Consider the following 20,940-nt stretch of genomic DNA (forward strand, 5'->3'; position numbering starts at 1 on the left):
TCTCCCTTCGGTCGCGTGCGCGGCCCCCGATCGGTCAGGACCAGTACAGGATCGTCTCTGCGTCCAGCTCGCCCATCAGCAGATTGACGGTGGTGCGGAAGACGCCGTCACTGCTGCACGGCGCCACGGCGTGCACGTTCGCGGTGTCGAAGATGTACACGTCCCCGGTGTGGACGGGGACGGTGAGCTGCTCGATTCCGGACAGCGACTCGATCGGGTACCCATAGCTGTCGGTGGACATACCGAGCGCGTGGCGGCTCTCGCGGTCGGGCGAGATGTTCCAGTACAGCAACTCGCCCCCGGAGCCGTTCTCCACACACATCAGCGCATTGCACAGGCGGCTCACCCGCTGCACCTCGCACCCGTCGATATGGCGTGCGTGGCGGATGGCCTCGGCATCATCGTGCGGAGCGAGCACCAGCGCGTCGCCGTCCGCGCGGGAGCGCAGCCGGAACGGGGCGGCTCTCCGGCCTCGGTGTTCCGCGAGGCGGAGCCGGACGCCCTGGTCCGCCAGATGGTCGCCGTACTCGGCCAGCAGCGAGCGCGGCGTAGGCCCCGGGCCCGCGCACAGCGCCTCCAGAGCCGGACGCGCGCGGTCCGCCTCGTCGAGATACCAATCGAGACTGGAGGCGTTGAAGAGGTGATTGCCGCACCAGGCGTCCACGTCCCGAACGCCGTGTTCCCGGCTCCTGCGCATCGGGCTGCTCCAGAAGTTCCGCCGGATGCGTGCGCAGACGTCCGGTGGCAGTACCCCGCGGAAGACCGCGCCGGCGACCTTTCCGCGGAGGACGTCCGTCCATGCCCGCCAGTCCAGTTCGTCCCTTTCGACGAAACGGAAGTAGTCACCGGGGTGAACCTGTCCGGTGAGTCGAATCTGATCGGAACCGCCGATGCTCACCACCCACCCACCTCCTTCACGGGGTGATTGTCAGTAGACGGCGCTCACCACGGTCTGCGGTGAACCGTGCACCTTGCGCGCGCGTTCCTGCATGGCCATCACGCCGGCCAGGCCCTCCGGGGTGTAGAAGGCGCTCAGCTTGGTGTAGCCGTCGAACTTGACGTCCTCCCCGCTCCGGGACACGCCGGTGGCGGGCTCCGCGAGCAGGCGCGCGTCCTGGGCGACCCAGAGGTGGCCTGTCGCGGTGTCGGCGCAGACGCGGTCGAAGAGTGCGCGCAGCGCAGGACCGGAGAAGCTGCCCGCGTGGTAGACGGCGCGGCTGCCCCAGTTCAGCGTCGGATGGTGGCTGCCGAACTTCATGTAGTAGCGGCGCCTGCCCTGGCCCAGCCGGCAGTAGTCGTCCAGGGTGATCCAGGTGCCGTCGGGCAGGTGGAAGCCTTCGGGCGTGATGATCTCGGTGTGCGGGAAGAGCCCGCGGATCTCGTCGGGGTAGTACTCCCTGGCCTTGTCCCAGAACGGCCAGGCCATGGTCACCTTGGCGTCGTAGAGCGGTGTGGGCGGGTGGTCGAAGATGAGCTCGCCCTGTTCGCACGCCTCCATCCACTGGTCGAAGAAGCCGTTGTACCTGAGGTCGTAGAACTCGTGGGCGCGGACGAATCCGCAGTCCTTCCAGTGCACGGCGTCCCAGGCGAAGTGCCGGATGCCGGCCTCGCGCAGCCGCTGCACGGTGTAGTGGACTCCGTGCGGCCGGGAGGCGTTGCCGGTCAGGTGGTGGATGACGAGGCCGTCGCCGAACCGGGCGCGCAGGGATGCCGCGAGGTTGTCGATGAGCGGGTCGAAGTGCCGTCCCGCGGCGTCGAAGTCGTCGGGGAAGGCCCGGTAGAGGGCGTGCGCCTGGTCGGCGATCTCCCAACCGGATGCGGGGCACTGCACCTCGGCGATCGCTCCGGGGGCGGGCTCGTCGGTGCGGAAGTAGAGTGGGAGCGCGAGATGACGCTCCGTCAGCTTCAGGTGGAACTCACGGCCGCGTTCCGGCGGTTGCCCGGACACGATGGTCTCCGCGATGGCGGGGTCGGCCTCACCGTGCAGGCTGGCCAGGAAGACGTCGCGGGTGATCCGTTGGAATTCGCGGATCAGGGCGTTGCGGTCGATGAATCCTTGCAGGGTTTCGGGATCCAGCGCGTAGGGGCGGTGGGATATCAGATTGGTGTAGCCGACGCCCGCCCGGGTTCTGTGCTCGATGTCGTCGTCGATGAAGCGGTACCAGCGGTGCGTGGTCGGCTCCGCCATGCGGGTCTCCTTCACTCGGCCGTCAGTGTCGCGAGGTCGAATCCGTACATGCGCGCGCAGTTGCCCGAGGTCACCTGCTCCCGGGCCGCTTCGTCGGAGTCCGCCAGGCAGCGTGCCAGCACGTCCCTGGAGTGCGGCCAACTGCCTTCGTAGTGCGGGTAGTCGCTGCCCCAGAGGAAGTTCCCCGCCCCGAGTTGGCGCATGGTCAGCACGCCCACCTCGTCATCGGTGAAGGTGGCGTGGACCTGGCGGCGGAAGTAGTCGCTCGGCGGCATGGTGAGGTCGGTGCGCAGCGCCGGGCCGAGCTTGTCGTAGATCCGGTCGGCGTGCAGCAGGTGGTAGGCGATCCAGCCGATGTCGTTCTCGGCCAGGACGATGTCGAGGCCGGGGAAGCGCTGGAGTACGCCGGAGAAGATCAGGTCGGTCAGCGTGTGCTGGATCTCCTCCGTGTACGCCATGTTGCGCTGGATCCGGCTCATCGGGGTGGCGTAGTCGAAGAGTTGGGGGCTGTCCCGGTAGCCGGTGAGGCAGTGCATGGAGACGGGCATGCCCAGCTCCTGGGCCGCCTGCCAGAAGGGGTCGTTGGCGGGTCCGGCCAAGTCGCGCTCGGCGGGTGCGGAGGCCCAGATGGCGGCGCCCTTGAGGCCGAGGTCGTGGCAGCGGTGCAGTTCCCTGACCGCTTCCCCGGTGTCCCAGAGCGAGATCAGTCCGAGGCCGGCCAGCCGCTCCGGCGCGTGCCCGGCGTAGTCGGCGAGCCAGTCGTTGTAGGCCCGGAAGCAGGCGCGCTGGAAGTCGCCGTCCGCGAGCCAGAAGAGGTGCAGGGCGAGGCTGGGGTACAGCACCTCTCCTGCGACCCCGTCCAGGGCCATGTCCTTCAGCCGCGCGGCCGGATCGCTGCCCCCGGCGCGGGCCGCCTCGACGACGACTTCTGCCCCGTCGGCGAAGTTCTCGGGCGTGGTGTCGGTGGCGTAGAGGGTGTTGACCAGGGCGGGCCTCAGGTCGTCGCAGGTGAAGTACCAGCCACGTCGCTCGGAGTCCCAGGAGACCCGGGGCGCACGGTCCCGGTATCGGCTCTCCAGTCCTTCGGTCCACAGTCGCACCGGTTCGACGACGTGGGAGTCCGCCGACAGCACAGGGGCGGTCACAGGCCCACTCCTCCCATGGGTAAGGGCCATCGCGTCACACATCGGCAACCGTGACCTGCGGCGATGACGGAAAGCAGTAGGACGCGTACGAGGAAGGCCGCCCGAGGAGTTCGGGACGGACGGCGGCAACACGTTCATCCATTCTTCGGCTCGCACATGACCGGTCAAGGGTGCGCACCACCGAGCGCGCCGATTCGGACACCTGGCGTAGCGGGCTGCTGGCGGGGTCAACCGACGGTGTGTCACCATTCGCCGCATGCCGGTCGACGACACGACCGCCCGAGCGCAACAGGGCGCGGACATCCTCCTCCTCAGCGCTTCCAACTACCCGGCGCTGCCCATCTATCCCTACGCCTTCGTGCAGGTCTCGGCGATGGCCGCCCGCCACGGTCTGACGACCGCCCGCTTCGACCTTCTGCACACACCCAGAGCCTCGTGGCGCTCGACGCTGCGGGACGTCCTGGAGCGCACCGCCCCCCGGCTCATCGGCATTCACCTGCGCCAACTGGACTCCACCTTCATCTGGAACTACGCCGACTACGACCTCCCCGGTGCCCCTCCGGTGCGCAGGAACAGCTACTGGCCGTTTCATGACACCCAGCAACTCATCGGGATCCTGCGCGAGTTGACAGAGTGTCCGATTATGTTGGGCGGCTTCGGCTTCACCACCCGCACTCCGGACCTGCTGGAGCGGCTCCGGCCCGACTTCGGCGTGACCGGCGAGCCGGACGAGGTGTTCGAGCACCTGGACGACGTGCTGGCCCACCGCGATGTGGAGCGGATAGCCAATCTCGCCCGCCGCTCCGGCAGCGGCTACGTCCTCAACCCCCGGGTCTTCCTGCCGCCCGCCGACCACACCGAGTACACCGAGGCCGTGCTGCGCGATCTCCTGGACTTCTACGGTCCGCAGCGCGTCACAGGACCCGACTCCGACGTCCATGTCGCGGTGGAGGTGCAGCGCGGCTGTCCGTACCGCTGCTACTTCTGCACCGAGCCGATGGTCAAGGGCCGGCGCCACCGCATCCGTGACCTCGACGTGGTGATGGCCGACATCACCTTCCTCGCCGACCGGGGGGTTTCCCGCGTGTGGCTGGTCTGCTCGGAGATCAACGTCGGCAGCAACGCGCTGCTGTTCGAGATGGCCGCGCGGATGCGGAAGCTGAACCACGGCCGTACGAAGCCGGTGAGCTGGACCTGCTATCTGCTGCCCAACCCCCCGCTGGAGCGGAGCGAGATCCGGGCGCTGCTGGAGTCGCACTTCGAGCCCAGCTGGAACCAGTTCGCCTCGTATCACGACGGGAACATCAAACAGACACGCGTTCCCTACCGGGCCAGGCACGCGGTGCGGGCCCAGGTCGACTGGCTGGAGGAGGACCAGGCGTTCCGACGTGCACACGGCCTGCCCGAGCCGACCCGGCGTCTCGACATGTTCCTGGGGAACACCTACGCCACTCCGGAGACCGTCTCGGCCACCCTGCGCACCGTCAGCGAACTGCGCCTGGGCGAACGGTTCGACGACTCGCTCATCACCCGCGCCACCCGGGTATTCGACCTGGACGACGGCCTGCTCGGCGACACCTCGGCCGCGGCCTACTCCGTCGGCCCGGACGGACTCCTGGACGAGGTCGACCTGGTACACCCCACCTTCAGCTACCCGGTCGCGCTGGTCGAGGCCCTCGGCAGCCGCCGGGCGGTGGACGAGTTCTTCGCCTACGTGGAGAAGACCTTCCTGTCCCGCGCCCACCGGGCCCGCCTGGACTGGGCGGCCTTCCTCGCCCGCCACACCGACGCGGAGCGCCTGGCCCAGTGGTGCGAACGCCTCCGTGCCTCGCCCGGCGAGCCCGGCGAGCCCGGCGATCCCGACGAGCCCGGCCAGGACGAGGCGGCGCGCACCGTCCGCGCCGCCATCGCGGCGGACGGCGGTACCGCACTGCTCCAGCGGCTACGGGACAGCACCTCGGCGGATGAAGGTACCGGCCGGCTCGCCCGCGCCCTCGTCGAGCTGCTCGTCGGCACCGAACCGGAGCGCACCCACGCCGTCTTCGCGGCGATCGGGCTGCCCGGCTACTGGAACGACCGCACGGCCAGGACCGCCTACGACGTCTGCGCCGTGCTCGCCGCCCGCTTCACCAGCGTCGATGACCTGCTCGACGCGGCACGCGAGGCGGCGGGCACGGGCGACCCGGCCCTTCCCCTGCTGGCCGTGGAGTACTGCCTGTACGACAACAACGTCCTGCTGCGCCCGGACTACGCGCGGCTCCTGTTCCCCGCCTGACGGCCCGGTGTCACCGGCCGCCGGGCCGGGACAGGTAGCGCGCGGGCCCGCCCTCCCGCACGGTGTCAAGCGTGACGCAGTGGAAGGACCCGCCGAAGGTGTAGACGTGCCGGAAGTCCACCGGCACGCAGCGGAATCCCCAGCCCGTCAACGCGTCGATGAGCGGCTGTTCCTGGCGTTCGACCACCACGGTCTCCGGGTCCAGGGAGAGCACGTTCATGCTCACCCATGGACTGCAGAAGTACATCGGCCAGTCCTTCGGCAGCGTCGGCGCCGGGGCGGGCAGGATCTCCCAGCCGTCGAAGAGCTCGTGCGGGACGTAGCGCTCCGGGTGGACCAGGAGCTTGCCGGGTGCCAGCGGCGCGAGGGTGGCGTCGATGTGCATCGCGTGCGGGTCGTCGGTGTCGATGACCGTCACGTCGAAATCCGGGCCGAGTGCCCGCCGCACCCAGTCGACGCCGAACTCATTGGTGACATGGCTGCGTTGGACGATGAGATCGCGGCCGAAGCGGAGGAAGTCGGCGGCGTCGAAGACCGGCTCGAACTCGGTCACCGCCCAGTCGCCCGCCTCGCCGCCGGTGCGGTACAGCTCGTCGGTCAGCTGGGGGCGCGGAGCCGGGAGCCAGCGGGCGCCGCGCCGGAAGTACGACTTGATCAGCGAACGGAAGGCGTCCACCTCGTGGTGGCGGCAGCGCCAGGACATCGGTGCCTCGATGAGGGCGTCGCCGACAGCCATCAGCAGATCCCTGGGCATCCCGGCGTAGAGACCGCCGTCGGAGGCCCAATTCGGTGTCCGGAACGGCGTCTGGTGCTCGACGGCGTCCGGCCTGACCACCGCGATTCCGTGTGCCTCCAGCACCTCGGCCAGACCCTCCAGCTCCTCCTCGGCCGCCTTGAGGAGGCCGGCGGGCAACGGGGATCCGCCCTGCTCCTGGAAGACGGTCCGGGCGGCGTCGGGCACGACGTGCGCCATCGATTCCTGCCAGGAGGGGAAGACCCCGCCCAGCAGGCTCCCCACCACCACTTCCCTCAACGGATCCCATTCGGTGTACGAGTTGACCGCCGGCAGCAGCCGCTGCTTCGGCTCGTCCGGGTGCCCTGCGTCGTTCGTCATGCTCCCCCACTTCGGCGCGGCGTTGCCTTCGGTTCCAGGTGCCCGTCAGGTTCTTCGTGCCGCCGGGCGGCACTGGCCAGTCCGCCGGCGGTCTCACCCCCGTCGATCACGAAGGTCTGCCCCGTCACGAACGCGGCGTCCGGGGACGCCAGGTAGGCCACCAGGGCAGCGATCTCTTCCGGGGATCCGAGCCGTTTCAGCGGCAACGTCCCAGCCTGCTGGGCGAGTTGCGCTTCGGTGTACTCGGCTCGTTGCATGGGTGTGAGCACATAGCCGGGACAGATCGCGTTGACCCGGATCTTCGGTGCCAGCTCCAGGGCCAAGGTCCTGGTGAGTTCGATGACCCCGGCCTTGCTCACGTTGTACGCGGCGTAGTCGGGCATGCCCACCATGCCGCTGACCGACGCGGTGTTGATGAGGGCGCCGCCGCCCGACGCCATGCGGCGCCCCGCCTCGCGGGCCACCAGGAACACCCCGGTGAGGTTGACCCGCATCGTCTGTTCCCAGTCCGCGAGCGAGGTCTCCAGGAACGGCCGTCTGATGCTGACCCCGGCGTTGTTGCACACCACGTCCAGTCCGCCCCAGGCGGCGTCCACCTCGGCGAACGCGGCCTGGACCGACGCTTCTTCCGCCACGTCCGCGTGGAGCGACAACCCTGGTTCGGGGCCGCCGTTCGTGAACCGCTTGAGGGCGTCCCGGTCGCGGTCCAGAACGGCCACCCGTGCCCCGTTGTGTGCGAAGCGCTGCGCGATGGCCGCGCCGATTCCCGAGGCGCCGCCGGTGACCAGCACCCGTCGCGTGTGATGCCCAGCCTGCTCTACCAAGCCTGGTCTCCTGAGTGATGAGGCCCCGCGTGGTGCGGGGTTCCGAAGCGGTCCAGGACTAGGACGCGCTGGGGTCGTTTCCGCGGGAGAAGTCCCCGGAGCGCAGTGCGTCGTAGAGCCGCTTGCCGGTGGAAGGCGGGCTGAAGAAGAAGCGGGTCGACTCCGCGCGGCTCAGCAGCCCGTGCACGACGAAGTCGCGGGCGGTGGCCTTCCAGTACGCCGGTCCGAGGCCCCCGAGCAGGGCCAGGTACTGCGTGAGGCCGAGCGGCCGGCCGAACCAGTGGTTGACCGAGACGGACGGGGAGTGCGCCCGGATGTCGTGCCACCAGCCGCGTGGGATGTAGAGCAGGTCGCCCGGCCCCATGCGCACGTGGTGCAGCACCGCACCCTTCAGTCTGGGGAAGCGGCGCAGGTCCGGCTCGGCGAGGTCCACCTGGCTGTTCACCAGGTTGTCCGGAAAGGGGTAAGCGGCCCTGCTGTCGCGCCACGCCAGCAACGTCACGCTCTTCTCTCCCGAGAGCTGGCAGAAGAAGTTGTCCTTGAGGTCCGAATGCAGCATCGAGCGCGTGCCGGCGGAGCCGATCCATACCCGGGTGTCCGTGGGGTACCCGTCGGGCGGGAGCAGAGCGGCGAAGTCGCAGTCGGCCGGATCGAAGATCTCGTGCGCCCGTTGGTACGCCATGTAGCAGGGTGCGGAGGGTTCGGCGGTCTCCACCCGCTCGACGAACTCGGCGAAGCTCAGCTCCCGCTCGTAGCGTCGTTGGTCCTGCGGGAAGAGGACGCCGGTGTCGGGGAGGTCCAGCAAGGCCGTGACCCGCCGTGCGCCGTGGCGCTCCGCCAGGGCGGCCGGATTCCACGCGGCGCGGGCCGGCCAGGAGTCGAGGAGGCCGGTACAGAGCAGCGGTCCGGAGCGCCGGGCGACAGTACGGCGCAGTGCACCGATGTCGGATGCGGCGGCGCGCGTCACTTGACGGACCGTCAGGCCCTTGTCCAGCAGCTGCAACGCCATCATGGCCGTCGGATTCGGCACCTCCTCCGTCAACTCCAGTTGCTTTCCGAACCGTCGTGCTCCGGATCGTTCGATTCGGCTCATGACAACTCACTGTCCGGGCTCGCCTGCTCCTTGCCTAGCCCCCCTGGCCAGGCACCCCACCTGAGCGCCCACTTCCGGCCAGCGGCGGGCGGGCCTCCCTGCGCGTCGTGAGGCGCACGGAACACGTCGCCCGGCCACGCCACCACGATTGAGACGGTTTCGATCGTGGCGGCGTGGCCGGGCGGTACGCATTCCGGCAGTCGCGGGCGTCACAGGGGCAGCATCCGTCACTCGGCCCTCGACGGGCCCGGGGCGCAACGGCCCCATTCCCGGCGTATGCACGGGCGTTGCCACCGCACAACAGCGGCAACGCACCGATCCACGCTGTCCGGATGCCACCGGATACCGCCGGGCGGACGGTGTGGGAAGGGCTGCGTGGGCAGCAATGGGGGCGGACCGCCGACGCGAGCGGAAAGGTCCGTCATGCAGCACGAGGAGATCGAGCAGCCACCCGAGGAACTTTCCGAGTACGAACTGCCGAAGTGAGGCCCTCATGCGGATCGCCTATCTGCACGCGTGCGAAATCCCCTCGGTCTTCGCCAACGGAGTTCATGTGATGCGCATGTGCGACGCCTTCGCGGACGCGGGGCATGACGTCACCCTCTACGCGGCGACAGGATCCACGCCTGCCGAGGACGTCCACGCGTACTACGGCACCCGCAACCGCTTCCCGGTGCGCATCTTCGGCGCGCCGCGGATCCCGGTGCTCGGCCTCTGGATCCGGGCCTGGCGGGTCCGCCGGGCCGTGCGCCGCTCCGGTGGCGTCGACCTCGTCTACGGCAGGGATCTGTACGCGCTGCTCGCCTCGGCGGGCCTGGCGCCGCTCGTCTACGAAACTCACCTCCTCAGGCCCGGCAGGGACCAACGCGCCATGGAAAGAGTGCTGTTCCGGCTGCGGGGCCTGCGCCGCGTGGTCACCGTCACCCAGGCGCTCGCCGATGACTACCGCCGCACCGTCCCCCGGCTGCGAAGGCCCGGCGGGCCCGAGATGGTGACCGCATCCGACTGCGCCGATCTCCCCCCGGCCACCGGGCCGACGGCGACCCTGCCGGGCCGGCCCGACGCCCTGAAGGTGGGGTACGTCGGACACCTCTACCCGGGCCGTGGCATCGAGGTCATCCTCGCGCTGGCCGCCTCCCTGCCCGACGCCGACTTCCACCTCGTCGGCGGCACGGACGAGGACCTCGCCCACTGGCGGAGCCGGACCCACCCGCCCAACATGCACTTCCACGGCCACCGGCCACCGGCCCAACTGCACCCCTACTACCGGGCGTTCGACCTCGTCCTCGCTCCCTACCAGCAGCGCGTCGCCATCGCCGGGGGCGCCGGGGACATCAGCCGCTGGGTCTCGCCGATGAAGCTGTTCGAGTACATGTCGCACGGCAAGACGATCATCGCGTCCGACCTGCCGGTGCTCAGGGAGGTCCTGACGGACGGCGTCAACTGCGTGCTCTGCCCGCCCGACGATGTCGCGGCCTGGACGGCGGCCGTCAAGCGCCTGGCCGAAGCCCCTGAAGAGCGCGCGGCCTTGGGCCAGGAGGCCGAACGGCAACTGCGCAACGACTACACCTGGCGGGCCCGCGTGGACCGCGTCCTGCCCCGCACGGACAGCGCACCCGTGCGCGGGGGCAACTGATGCGGGCGGCCGTGACCGGCGCGGCCGGTTTCATCGGCTCGCACCTCTGCGACCATCTGCTCGCCTCCGGCGACACCGTCATCGGCATCGACGCGCTCACCGACTGCTACGACCCGATGCGCAAGCGGCGCAACCTGGCCGAGGCGCGCCGCTCCCCGGCCTTCTCCTTCCACCGCGTCGATGTGCTGGACCCGCAGCTCGACGCCCTGCTCGACGACGTGGACGTCGTCTACCACCTGGCCGGGCAGCCCGGCGTACGGCCGTCCTGGGGGCGCGAGTTCGAGCTGTACACCCGCCGCAATGTGCTGGCAACCCAGCGCCTGCTGGAGGCCGTGCGCGACCGCCCGCTGCGCAAATTCCTGCACGCTTCCAGTTCGTCGGTCTACGGCGACGCCGACTGCTTCCCGACACCGGAGACCGCCTGCCCGCATCCGGTGTCACCGTACGGCGTGACCAAACTCGCCGCCGAGCACCTGTGCGAGATGTACCGCACGACGTACCGCGTACCCACGGTGTCCCTGCGGCTGTTCACCGTCTACGGCCCGCGCCAGCGCCCCGACATGGCCTTCTCCCGCCTCATCGCCGCCGCATCCGGCGGCCCCTCCTTCCCCCTCTACGGCGACGGCGGGCAGACCCGCGACTTCACCTACGTACGGGATGTCGTCGCGGCCATGCGGGACGCCGCCTGCTCCCCCTTCACCGGGATCGCCAACCTCGGCGGCGGCCGGCCCGTGTCCATCCGGCAGGCGATCGCCGCCGTCGAGCAGGTCGCAGGACCGGTCGCCCTCGACCGGCGGCCGGCCCTGCCCGGCGACGCCCGGCACACCGGCGCCGACATCACCGTCGCCGCCCGCGGCTTCGGCTTCCGGCCCCGTACCCGGCTGGAGGACGGACTGGCGGCGATGGCCGAGCATGCGGCACCGGGCGACGAGGATGGGCCGGATGGTGCGCTGAACTCCGGCATCGGAACGCCGAACACCGGCGTCCGGAGAGGACGACGGGAGCGGACACCGGGAGTGAGCACGGACTGAGCACGGACTGAGCGACGAACAGGTCCTGGCCGGTATCGCCGGCCGCGCAAGGGGACTCCCCCGCCGCTACACCCTCTCCATCTCTCTCCATCTCTCCACGATCCGGCGCTATTCCGGCATCGGTCCGGTGTTGTCGCTCTCTCCGGTTCCGGTGAAGGGCTTGAGCGGTTCGCCTCGCACGGATTCGGATACAAAACCGTCCGGCCCGACCGGGCGGTCCCCGTGGACCAACACCCGGTACATCCTGCGCCGGTAGTCGGTGTAGAGGAGATCTGCGGGCTGGAGATGGGCTACCGCACGGTTGTCCCAGACGGCGACATCGCCGGGCTCCCAGTGATGCCGCACGGTGTATTCGGGACGGCTGATGTGGGCGAAGAGCAGTCCGAGAATGCCGTCACTTTCCCAGGGGAGCACTTCGGCGACATGAGATACGGAGGCCGGCGGCAGGAAGAGCGCCTTCTGCTTCGTCTCCGGGTGCACACGCACCACCGGGTGCAGGGACAGCAGCGTATCCCTGACTCTCTTCCGGATGATCTCCAGGTCTTCGTCATCGGAGAACAGCAGCCGTACCCCGGCGTGCAGAGCGTGCTCGGCCCGCAGGTTGTCGGCCAGTTGCTGTAAGGGGCGGGACAACCCTTCATAGGCGGCTACGAGATTGGTCCACTGGGTGTCGCCACCGCACTCCGTGGCCACTTCACATCTGAGTATCGAAATCGCCGGCGGATTCACGGCGGAGGCGATGTCCACATGCCAGCCGGAATCGTGGCGCTCCGACTTGCGGTACAGCCGCTCCTCGAACCTGAGGCCGGTCCGGGTGCCTTTCGCATCCGGATCGACGACAAGAATCTCCGGGAACCCTTCCGGGTGCGTGCCGTGCTGCCGGCCCGGAAGGCGGGTCAACTCGCCGAAGTGACGGGCGAAAGCCACATGGGTGGCGTGGCTCAGGTCCTGCTCACGGAAGAAAAGCACTTTGTGGTGCAGCAGGGCGGCACGGATCTCCCTCATGGTGTCGGAGTCACATTGATCCGCAGCCGCCAGATCCACCCCTCGAATATCCGCCCCGATTCTTCCCGCGACGCCGCGTACGTCGATCCTGGAAAACTCCTTGGCCACGGTACGCCCTCCTCGGTCATGCCCAGCGCAGAATTTCCTACCTAAGCGGACTCGCGTGCGCTTTACCACCACCGAAGGTATCTGCACGGAACGAGAGGAATTCAACGGTCAACCGGTTCGATTATCGGCAGCCATGAGAGACCGTCAAGGAGTAGCGACTTCCTGGCCTGCCGATCCGGCCAGGTTCCGGCGGGAAAATCACCGGTCTCCTCGCCTCTCGCGTCACCGCTGCCCCTTGTGTCCGGCGTAGCGGACACTTCATACACGTTTCGGTCATGATCTCGACGGCGCCGGCGAGTCCTGATCGAAGAGGGCGCTCTTGCGTCCCGTCCGGACACTCTTACCCTGCGTGGGATCTCGGATGAGGCCGCCCGTCGGCGAGCGGCCGGGATAGGGCACATTCAACTGAGGGCACCTCTTGAACGGGCCTCAAGTTTCCGTACACTGAGGCCCCATGCGCTATCTCTCCATGGGTACTTCGGGATTACAGGTCTCCGCAGTCGGCTTGGGATGCAACGAATTGGGAAGGTCCGTCGGGCTGGACCAGGCGCGTACGGTGGTAACTGCCGCGCTGGATGCCGGGATCACCCTGTTCGACACCGCCGATGTCTACGGAGACTCCGAATCCGTACTCGGTGAATGCCTTAAGGGACAGCGAGAGAATGTTGTCCTGGCGACCAAGTTCGGGCATCAGAAACTGGGGATGGGGTATGGCCCAGCAGCCGGCGCCAAGGGCGGACGTGCTTACATTCGCCGCGCCGTCGAGGCGTCACTCCGGCGTCTCCGTACGGACCACATCGACCTCTATCAAATCCATACACCCGACCCGCACACTCCGGTAGAGGAGACGCTCGCCGCGCTGACCGAGCTGGTCCGTGAAGGCAAGGTCCGGTACATCGGCAACTCCAATTTCGCGGGCTGGCAGATCGCCGAAGCCGCGTGCGCCGCCCGTTCCGGAGGGTTCGAGCCGTTCGTCTCCGCGCAGAACCACTGGTCGCTGCTCAACCGTGATATCGAGAACGAAGTCGTCCCGGCCGCACGCCGTTTCGGACTCGGGGTACTGCCGTATTTCCCACTGGCGAACGGCTTGCTGACGGGCAAGGTACGGCGTGGCAGGGCCATCCCGGAAGGCACCCGCATCGCGGAGAGCGCGTACCAGGTGACGGAGGCACGGCTCGACACCGTGGAGTCATTGGTTTCCTGGGGTGCGGAGAACGGTCGCAGCCTCCTGGAGATCACGATCGGTTGTCTCGCCGCGTTCCCCGGCTGCAGTTCAGTGATCGCAGGGGCCACCAAGCCGGAACAGGTGACCGCCAACGCAGCGGCAGGGCAGTGGGTTCCCACCGCCCGCGAGCTGAAGGAGGTCTTGGAGCTGCTGTAGCAGCGGAGGTTTTCGACCGGGACCTCAGCTTCTTTCCCATGAGGGTGCGGGGCACCGCCTCCATGGGGACAACGACGTCCGGCGCATGCCGGGCGACAGGCCCTGTACGCGTCCGACGTCGGGCCGGGACGCCGGTCGTACCCCTTGCTGGGAACTCCGCACGAAATGCACTCAAAGCTCACTGCACCCCACCGCCCAGATCTTCATGATGTTCAAATGTCTGACCTCTGTGCGTATGCTGTCGCCATGAAACCCATCAGCACACCGCGGAGGTCGGCAAGCCTGTCCTCGCAGCTCGTGGACAGCCTCCGCTCGCACATCGAAGCAGGGGGATGGCCCGTGGGCACCCGCATCCCGCCGGAGCAGGCCCTCATCGAGGAACTCGGGGTCGGACGCAGCACGCTGCGGGAGGCGCTCGGCGCGCTGGTGCACCTGGGTCTGCTGGAAGCCCGGGTCGGGGACGGCACCTACGTCCGCGCGTCGAGCGAGCTCCAGTCGGTCATGGTGCGGCGCGCGAGTTCCGCGCAGCGGGACAACGTACTCGAACTGCGTACTGTCCTTGAGGAGTACGCCTCGGGGGCCGCCGCCCTGCGCCGCAGCGAGGACCAACTGCACCAGCTGAGGGAGCTGTTGGCCGACGCCGACGCGGCCTGCGCCGGTGAGGACGTGTCCGCGGCCACGAACGTCGACGCGTTGTTCCACCGGGCCGTCGTCCGGGCGAGCGGAAACGACCTCCTGATCGAGGTGTACGACTACCTCGGTACGGCTCTCACCTCCTCCCTGGGGGGCCTGCCCTGGGATGCCACCGGCGCCGAGGAGCATGCCGCCCTGCACAGGCGACTCGTCGACGCGATCGAGGCCCGGGACGAGAGCGGCGCCCGCGACGCGGCAGCCGCGATCGTCCAACTCACCCGCGACCACCAGGCCGAGACGCCACGTACGGCGGAGGGGCAGTGAGCCCGCGGCAGCCTGCGTAACCGGTCTCACCGGTGTCGGCGCGCCGCTGCCCGCCCCCGATCAGGCGGGGCGTGCCCTCCCACCGCATTCAGGACATCAGCACTCCGCACGTCGCTGTCAAGTGAAGATCCCCCAGCTGAACGGGCCTTCAAGGCCCCGAAGGAGACCCCACATGACTGGCTCGCAGCCCCCAACTGACGAGATCAGCGCACGTACCGCTCAGCGCAGCGCCCACCTGTACGCGACGGATCCGCAGTTCCGCGACGCCGCGCCCCTGGACGCCGTCACCGAGGCGATCGAGCGCCCTGGACTGCCGCTCGCCGACCTCGTGGCCACGGTGATGGAGGGGTACGCGGACCGCCCCGCCCTGGGCGAGCGTGCGACGGAGACCGTCACCGACCCGGATACGGGCCGCACCACGCTGCGCCTCCTGGAGCGGTTCGACACGCTCACCTACGGCGAACTGTGGGAACGCGTCGGCGCGTTGGCCTCCGAGTGGCGGCACCACCCCGACCACGCCGTGGGCCCGGGTGACTTCGTCGCGGTGCTCGGCCCCACGAGCGCCGCGTACACCGTGGTGGATCTGGCGTGCGTCCGCTCCGGTGCGGTGAGCGTTCCGCTCCAGGCCGGGGCCTCGGCGGAGCACCTCGCCCCCATCGTCGCGCAGACCGCACCGCGCGTGCTCGCGGTGGACGTGACGCACCTGGAGGTCGCGCTTCAGGTCGTGGCGGACGCCCCGTCGCTGGGCAGGATCGTCGTCTTCGGTCACCGTCCCGAGGTCACCGCTCACCGGGAGCAGCTGGACTCCGCGCGCGGCCAACTCGCGGCGCAGGGCCGGGGCGTCGCCCTGGACACGCTGGCGTCACTCATCGAACGAGGAAGAACCCTGCCACCGGCTCCCCCGAGCCCCGAGGGGTCGACGGCCGACGCGCTCAGCTCGCTGATCTACACCTCGGGGAGTACCGGCACCCCCAAGGGCGCCATGTACACCGAGCGGCATGTCAAACAGTTCTGGGTCGACTTCGTGCCCGGCCAGGAGATACGTCCCGCCATCGTGCTCAACTACATGCCCCTGAGCCACATGGTGGGACGGGGCGTGCTGTTCGGCACGCTCGCCAAGGGCGGCATCGCCTACTTCGTGGCATCGAGCGACCTGTCGACCCTGTTCGATGACCTCTCCCTGGTCCGCCCCACCGAATTCCTCATGGTGCCCCGCATCTGCGACATGCTCTTCCAGCGCTACCAGAGCGAGTTGACCCGCCGGAACGGCGCGGAAGGCGATACGGCCGAGCAGGCGGACCGCGTGAAGGAGGCGCTGCGGGAGAAGACCCTGGGCGGCCGGCTCCTGTGGGCCGTCAACGCCTCGGCGCCGCTCAGCGCGGAGATGACGGCGTTCGTCGAGAGCTGCCTGCACGTCAGGATGCTCGACGGTTACGGGTCGACGGAAGCCGGCATCGTCTCGCTCGACGGCCGGGTGCTGCGCCCGCCGGTGACCGACCACAAACTGGCGGACGTGCCCGAGCTGGGATACTTCCACACCGACTCGCCGCACCCCAGGGGCGAACTGCTGGTCAAGTCCGACCGGCTCGTCCCCGGCTACTTCCGGCGCCCGGACGCCACCGCCCAGGTCTTCGATGAGGACGGCTTCTACCACACGGGCGACATCATGGCCCGCGTCGGTCCCGACGAGCTGGTGTACGTCGACCGCCGCTCCCACGTACTCAAGCTGTCCCAGGGCGAGTTCGTGGCCGTTTCCCGTCTGGAAGCCCTCTTCACCGGCAGTCCTGTCGTCCGGCAGGTCTTCGTGTACGGCAACAGTGCGCGCGCCTACCTGCTCGCGGTCGTCGTGCCCACACAGGACGCGCTCGACCGCGCCGGCGATGACACCCGGCGCCTCAGGTCGATCCTGCGCGATTCCCTGCACCGCCTCGCCGCCGATGCGGGCCTCAACTCGTACGAGATCCCACGGGACTTCCTCATCGAGACCGAGCCGTTCAGCCAGCAGAACGGGTTGCTCTCCGGAGTGCGCAAGCTGCTGCGCCCTGCACTGACGAAGCGCTACGGCGAGCCACTCGAAGCGCTGTACACCGAGCTGACCGAGCGCGAGACCGGCGAACTTCAGGCACTGCGCCAGGCCGGACCTGACCTGCCGGTACGGGAAACCGTGTGCCGGGCGGCCCGAGCGCTCCTGGGGCACCAACAGGACGACGTGACGCCCGGCACGCACTTCCTCGAACTCGGCGGTGACAGCCTCTCCGCGCTGTCGTTCTCCCAGCTCCTGAAGGAGATCTTCCACGTCGACGTCCCCGTCAACACCGTCATCAATCCGGTCAACACGCTCCAGCAGGTGGCCGAGCACATCGTGAAGGCGCTCGCGTCGGGACACCGGCGCCCGACCGCCGACAGCGTCCACGGTCCGGGCGCGACGCGGCTGGTGGCGGGCGACTTGACGCCGGACGCGTTCCTCGACGCGGGGACCATGGCGCAGGGCGGCAGGCCGGCCGGTCCGCTGCCCGAGGCCAGGACCGTCCTGCTGACCGGCGCCAACGGCTACCTGGGGCGCTTCCTGTGCCTCGCCTGGCTGGAGCGCGTCGCCGAGCGCGGCGGCACGCTGGTGTGCGTGGTCCGCGGGAGCACCGACGAGCTGGCCCGGACGCGGCTCGACGCGGCCTTCGACAGCGGCGACCCGGAACTCCTCCGGCACTACCGCGACTTGGCCGCCGAGCATCTGGAGGTCGTCGCCGGCGACATCGGAGAGGCGGACCTCGGGCTCGACAAGGAGACCTGGCAGCGGCTGGCCGACACCGTTGACCTGATCGTTCACCCGGCGGCACTCGTCAACCATGTCCTGCCGTACGACCAGCTGTTCGGCCCCAACGTGCTGGGTACGGCCGAACTGATCAGGCTCGCGGTCACCTCCCGGATCAAGCAGTTCAGCTACCTGTCGACGGTCACCGTCGTCTCCGGGTCCGAGGCCGCGGCCGACGAGGCGGCGGACATCCGCACGGCCTGCGGGACGCGCGACCTCGACAGCGGTTACGCGAACGGCTACGCGGCCAGCAAGTGGGCGGGCGAGGTGCTGCTGCGCGAGGCGCACGACACGTTCGGCCTGCCGGTCGCCGTGTTCCGCTCGAACCTGATCCTCGCGCACCCGCGCTACCGGGGCCAACTGAACATCCCTGACGTGTTCACACGCCTCCTGCTGAGCCTGCTGGCGACCGGAATAGCCCCCGGCAGTTTCTACGCCCGGGGCACCGGTGCCGGCAGCGGGCACTTCGACGGACTCCCCGTGGACTTCACGGCGCAGGCCATCGCCTCGCTGGGCGACCACACACGGGACGGGTACCGGACCTTCAACGTCGTGAACCCGCACGAGGACGGGATCTCACTCGACACGTTCGTCGACTGGCTGATGGCAGCCGGACACCCGCTGACGCGCATCCACGATTACGACGAGTGGCTCGACCGCTTCGAGACCGCCTTGCGTGGCCTGCCCGACCGCCGGCGGCAGCATTCGCTGCTCCCCCTGCTGCACGCCTTCGCACAGCCGGAGGAGCCCCTGCCCGGCTCCGCCCTGCCGGCCCACCGATTCCGCGCGGCGGTACGGGCCGCCGCCCTCAACGAGGAGAACGACATCCCCCACCTGTCGCAGGACCTGATCACCAAGTACGTGGCGGACCTCCGGTCGCAGCACCTGCTGTAGCCGAGCCCGCGTGCGAGGCACTGCGGGCCACCCGCGACGACGCGGAGATCATCGAGTTCTGTCTGCTGGTGGGCTACTACCGGATGATGGCTGGCATCTTGAACTCGGCCGGTATCCAGCCCGAACCCGTACGCCTGGAAATCTCCTGCAACGGCACCGTCGACGGCGACTCGATCGCCGGCGACATCACCGTCCAGGGCACCGGCCCCTTCCCGTTCGACGGCGCCCGCGCCGACGGTCTTCAGCCGGCGGGAGGCCGGGCCGGCAGGTAGTAGGGGCGGTTGTGAGCGGCGACCGGGGGTGACTGGTAGGTCCAGGCGCCGGCGGCCGGGGTGTCGGCGACGAGTGAGCCGATGTCCCGGCCCAGGTCGCTGTCCGGGGCGTGGACGGTCAGGCGCACGCGGTCGGCGTGCTCCGGGGCGCTGAGGTCGTACCAGCGGTAGGGCTGGTAGACGTTCATGGGACCGGCGAGTACGCGGCCGTCCTGGCAGGTGCCGTAGCCCGTGATGGGGGTGTTGTTGGCGGGGGCCGCGCCGATGTCGTCCAGCGCGGCCGTGAGGGAGAACAACGGGGTTTCGCTCTTCTCCAGGGTTTCGTCCTGGCCGACGTCGGCCGCCTTGCCGTGCACGGTCCACGTCTCGCCCGCGGGGCCGTTCAGAGAGGGCAGGCCGACCTCGAACCAGCCGGGGTACTTCGGTTCCGCGTACAGTGCGCGCCCGGCGCTGATGGCGTACGGGTTGTCGCACAGGACGTGGATGCGGGCGATGCCGAGCAGTTTCGTCTGGTCCCAGCCCTGCGCGTACTGCGCGTAGGTCAGCTGCGGGATCCGGTCGCTCTCGGCGGTCGGGAAGGCGATGACGTTGTACTCGATCTCCTGGGTGACGCCGCCGCCGAACGCGTACTGCGCGAAGTACAGCTGGTAGTTGAACGACACCAGCGCCCGTCCGTCGAACTCGGCCGCGGACAGGTCGGGGTGGTGCTCGGCGAGCAGTTCGCCGACCGGCCCGGGAGCCACCAGCCAGTCGATGCCGAGGTGATGCAGGGCCCCGTAGTGGAACGGCAGTTGGAAGGGCTCAGGTACCGGCGGCAAGGACAGCGGACTCATGCGGGCGCTCCTGGGGTGCTCGGGGTGAGAGGGGTGGGGCGGTCGCGTGCGACGAGGTCGGCCTCGATGCGTTCGGCGCTGCGCAGGGCGAGGGCCGCCATGGTCAGGGTCGGGTTGGCGGTGGCGACCGACGGCATGCTGCCGCAGCCGACGGCGTACAGGCCGGGGTGGTCCCAGCAGCGCTGCCAGGAGTCGACCACCGAGGTGGCCGGGGAGTCGCCCATGATGTGGGTGCCGGCGGCGTGCCCCGCGCCGCGGTAGCCGTAGGTACGGCCGTCGTGGGTGAAGCGGCCCGGCCAGGCCGCCGTGGGCGCGTAGTCGGTGTGGTCATCGGCGCCGAGCAGCGCGAAGATCTGGTCGGAGACCGCGCGGGCGGCGGCCATGCCGTCCTTGACGTGGCCTGCGAGGTCGTAGGTGACCAGGGGCCGGGGCAAACCGAGCGGGTCGCGCGCGTGCGGGTGGAGCGTGACGCGGTTGGTGGGGTCGGCGCCCTGCTCCATCTCGAACTGCAGGGTGAACTGGCGGCCGACCCGATCGCCGACAGCCCGCCGCAGCTCCGCCCCGAACAGCCCTTCCTCAGCAATGAGTTGGGCTACTTCCCCTTCGACGGATCCCTTGGCCCAGACCCATCCCCAGTTACCGATCTCGATACGGAACGGCGCCCGCAGCCGGCGCCCGGGTCCGGTGCGGAAGCCCTCGAAGCCGGAGGTGGAGCCGGGCCCGCGGTAGGGGCCGACGGCCTGCGGCAGCCTGCCCCAGGTCAGCAGGACCGGGTGGTCCATCAGGTTGCGGCCGACCTGGCCGCTGCGGTCGGCGAGCCGGGACAGGAGGAGCAGCCTGGCGTTCTCGATGGCGTGCGCGGCGAGCACGACGACATCGGCGCGGGCAGTGGCCACCGTGCCGTCGTACGACCGGTACTCCACGCCCGTGGCCCGGCCGCTCCCGTCGACGAGGACGCTGCTGACGACGGCCCGGTCCCGGAGCGAGACCGAAGTGCTCCAGCGCCCCTGTGTCTTGAACGGGGTGTACTTCGCGTGGGAGGGGCAGTGCGGGATGCACGAAGCGTTGCCCTGGCACCGGTTGGCCGGATCCGGCCGCCCGTGCGCCCCGCGCGGGACGTAGCCGCGTCCGTGGTCGTAGGCGGGATCGGGGATGCCGTTGCGGGCGTGCGGGGTGCCGACCACACGCAGTGCCGCCTCGCTCAGGGCGACCGGGTCCTTGACGCGCCGCCCGTCGAGGCGTGCCGCGAGGACCCGGTCCAGGTAGCTGGCGGGCAGGGGCCGCATGGGGAAGACGTAGCCGTCGGGGAGCGGCAGCCCCGCGTGCGCCCGCTGCTCGGCGGCGTCGGCCGCCACACCCAACTCCTCTTCGGCCG

The 20,940-nt window shown here is 69.6% G+C and carries 16 protein-coding genes; 7 read left to right on the forward strand and 9 right to left on the reverse strand.

Annotated features, from left to right (window positions below; genetic code table 11):
• Nucleotides 1-34: 34 nt before the first annotated feature.
• From ACIBK8_RS29550 to ACIBK8_RS29560, 3 genes are read right to left on the reverse strand one after another with little or no spacing between them, the layout of a single operon-like run.
• Nucleotides 35-901, reverse strand: coding sequence for a hypothetical protein (locus tag ACIBK8_RS29550; RefSeq protein ID WP_399045046.1), 867 nt, complete (start codon nt 899-901; stop codon nt 35-37).
• A 27-nt stretch (nt 902-928) separates the two neighbouring features.
• Nucleotides 929-2,188, reverse strand: a complete 1,260-nt coding sequence (locus tag ACIBK8_RS29555) for a hypothetical protein (RefSeq protein ID WP_399045048.1) — start codon at nt 2,186-2,188, stop codon at nt 929-931.
• 11 nt (nt 2,189-2,199) lie between these two features.
• Complete coding sequence (locus ACIBK8_RS29560; protein ID WP_399045050.1) at nt 2,200-3,333, reverse strand: amidohydrolase family protein; 1,134 nt, start codon at nt 3,331-3,333, stop codon at nt 2,200-2,202.
• Between the two features lie 256 nt (nt 3,334-3,589).
• On the opposite strand from ACIBK8_RS29560, the gene ACIBK8_RS29565 reads away from it, so the two are divergent.
• Nucleotides 3,590-5,608: a radical SAM protein gene (locus ACIBK8_RS29565; protein WP_399045052.1), complete on the forward strand. Its 2,019-nt coding sequence runs from the start codon at nt 3,590-3,592 to the stop codon at nt 5,606-5,608.
• A 10-nt stretch (nt 5,609-5,618) separates the two neighbouring features.
• On the opposite strand, the gene ACIBK8_RS29570 is transcribed toward ACIBK8_RS29565, so the two are convergent.
• The 3 genes from ACIBK8_RS29570 to ACIBK8_RS29580 are packed head-to-tail and all read right to left on the reverse strand — an operon-like array spanning nt 5,619 to nt 8,639.
• Nucleotides 5,619-6,722: an amidinotransferase gene (locus tag ACIBK8_RS29570; protein ID WP_399045053.1), complete on the reverse strand. Its 1,104-nt coding sequence runs from the start codon at nt 6,720-6,722 to the stop codon at nt 5,619-5,621.
• Nucleotides 6,719-7,546 (reverse strand): SDR family NAD(P)-dependent oxidoreductase, encoded by an 828-nt coding sequence (locus tag ACIBK8_RS29575; RefSeq protein ID WP_399045055.1) that lies wholly within the window; start codon nt 7,544-7,546, stop codon nt 6,719-6,721. Before ACIBK8_RS29575 ends, ACIBK8_RS29570 begins: the two co-directional genes overlap by 4 nt.
• A gap of 58 nt (nt 7,547-7,604) precedes the next feature.
• Entirely contained in the window at nt 7,605-8,639 is a 1,035-nt protein-coding gene (locus ACIBK8_RS29580; protein WP_399045057.1) for a cupin-like domain-containing protein, read from the reverse strand.
• Between the two features lie 493 nt (nt 8,640-9,132).
• Between ACIBK8_RS29580 and ACIBK8_RS29585 the strand changes: the two genes are divergently transcribed.
• Nucleotides 9,133-10,275 (forward strand): glycosyltransferase family 4 protein, encoded by a 1,143-nt coding sequence (locus tag ACIBK8_RS29585; protein ID WP_399045059.1) that lies wholly within the window; start codon nt 9,133-9,135, stop codon nt 10,273-10,275.
• Complete coding sequence (locus ACIBK8_RS29590; RefSeq protein ID WP_399045061.1) at nt 10,275-11,306, forward strand: NAD-dependent epimerase/dehydratase family protein; 1,032 nt, start codon at nt 10,275-10,277, stop codon at nt 11,304-11,306. Before ACIBK8_RS29585 ends, ACIBK8_RS29590 begins: the two co-directional genes overlap by 1 nt.
• Before the next feature lie 108 nt (nt 11,307-11,414).
• Here the strand turns inward: ACIBK8_RS29590 and ACIBK8_RS29595 are convergent, their stop codons facing one another.
• Complete coding sequence (locus tag ACIBK8_RS29595; RefSeq protein WP_399045062.1) at nt 11,415-12,419, reverse strand: TauD/TfdA dioxygenase family protein; 1,005 nt, start codon at nt 12,417-12,419, stop codon at nt 11,415-11,417.
• A 454-nt stretch (nt 12,420-12,873) separates the two neighbouring features.
• On the opposite strand from ACIBK8_RS29595, the gene ACIBK8_RS29600 reads away from it, so the two are divergent.
• The 4 genes from ACIBK8_RS29600 to ACIBK8_RS29615 all read left to right on the forward strand — a co-directional run bounded on the left by ACIBK8_RS29600 (nt 12,874) and on the right by ACIBK8_RS29615 (nt 18,732).
• Nucleotides 12,874-13,800, forward strand: coding sequence for an aldo/keto reductase (locus ACIBK8_RS29600; protein WP_399045064.1), 927 nt, complete (start codon nt 12,874-12,876; stop codon nt 13,798-13,800).
• A gap of 246 nt (nt 13,801-14,046) precedes the next feature.
• Nucleotides 14,047-14,757, forward strand: coding sequence for a FadR/GntR family transcriptional regulator (locus ACIBK8_RS29605; protein ID WP_399045066.1), 711 nt, complete (start codon nt 14,047-14,049; stop codon nt 14,755-14,757).
• Nucleotides 14,758-14,929: 172 nt separating this feature from the next.
• Nucleotides 14,930-18,460 carry a carboxylic acid reductase gene (car, locus tag ACIBK8_RS29610; RefSeq protein WP_399045068.1) on the forward strand — a complete coding sequence of 1,177 codons (3,531 nt, stop codon included), beginning with the start codon at nt 14,930-14,932 and terminating at the stop codon, nt 18,458-18,460.
• Nucleotides 18,461-18,546: 86 nt separating this feature from the next.
• Nucleotides 18,547-18,732: a hypothetical protein gene (locus ACIBK8_RS29615; protein ID WP_399045070.1), complete on the forward strand. Its 186-nt coding sequence runs from the start codon at nt 18,547-18,549 to the stop codon at nt 18,730-18,732.
• On the opposite strand, the gene ACIBK8_RS29620 is transcribed toward ACIBK8_RS29615, so the two are convergent.
• Together ACIBK8_RS29620 and ACIBK8_RS29625 are read right to left on the reverse strand one after the other, a co-directional pair.
• Complete coding sequence (locus ACIBK8_RS29620) at nt 18,702-19,565, reverse strand: hypothetical protein (protein WP_399045072.1); 864 nt, start codon at nt 19,563-19,565, stop codon at nt 18,702-18,704. The two genes, ACIBK8_RS29615 and ACIBK8_RS29620, sit on opposite strands and share 31 nt — an antisense overlap.
• Nucleotides 19,562-20,920 (reverse strand): GMC oxidoreductase, encoded by a 1,359-nt coding sequence (locus ACIBK8_RS29625; protein WP_399045073.1) that lies wholly within the window; start codon nt 20,918-20,920, stop codon nt 19,562-19,564. Before ACIBK8_RS29625 ends, ACIBK8_RS29620 begins: the two co-directional genes overlap by 4 nt.
• Nucleotides 20,921-20,940: the final 20 nt, after the last annotated feature.

Source organism: Streptomyces sp. NPDC050161 (genome assembly GCF_044460025.1).
Lineage (GTDB): Bacteria > Actinomycetota > Actinomycetes > Streptomycetales > Streptomycetaceae > Streptomyces.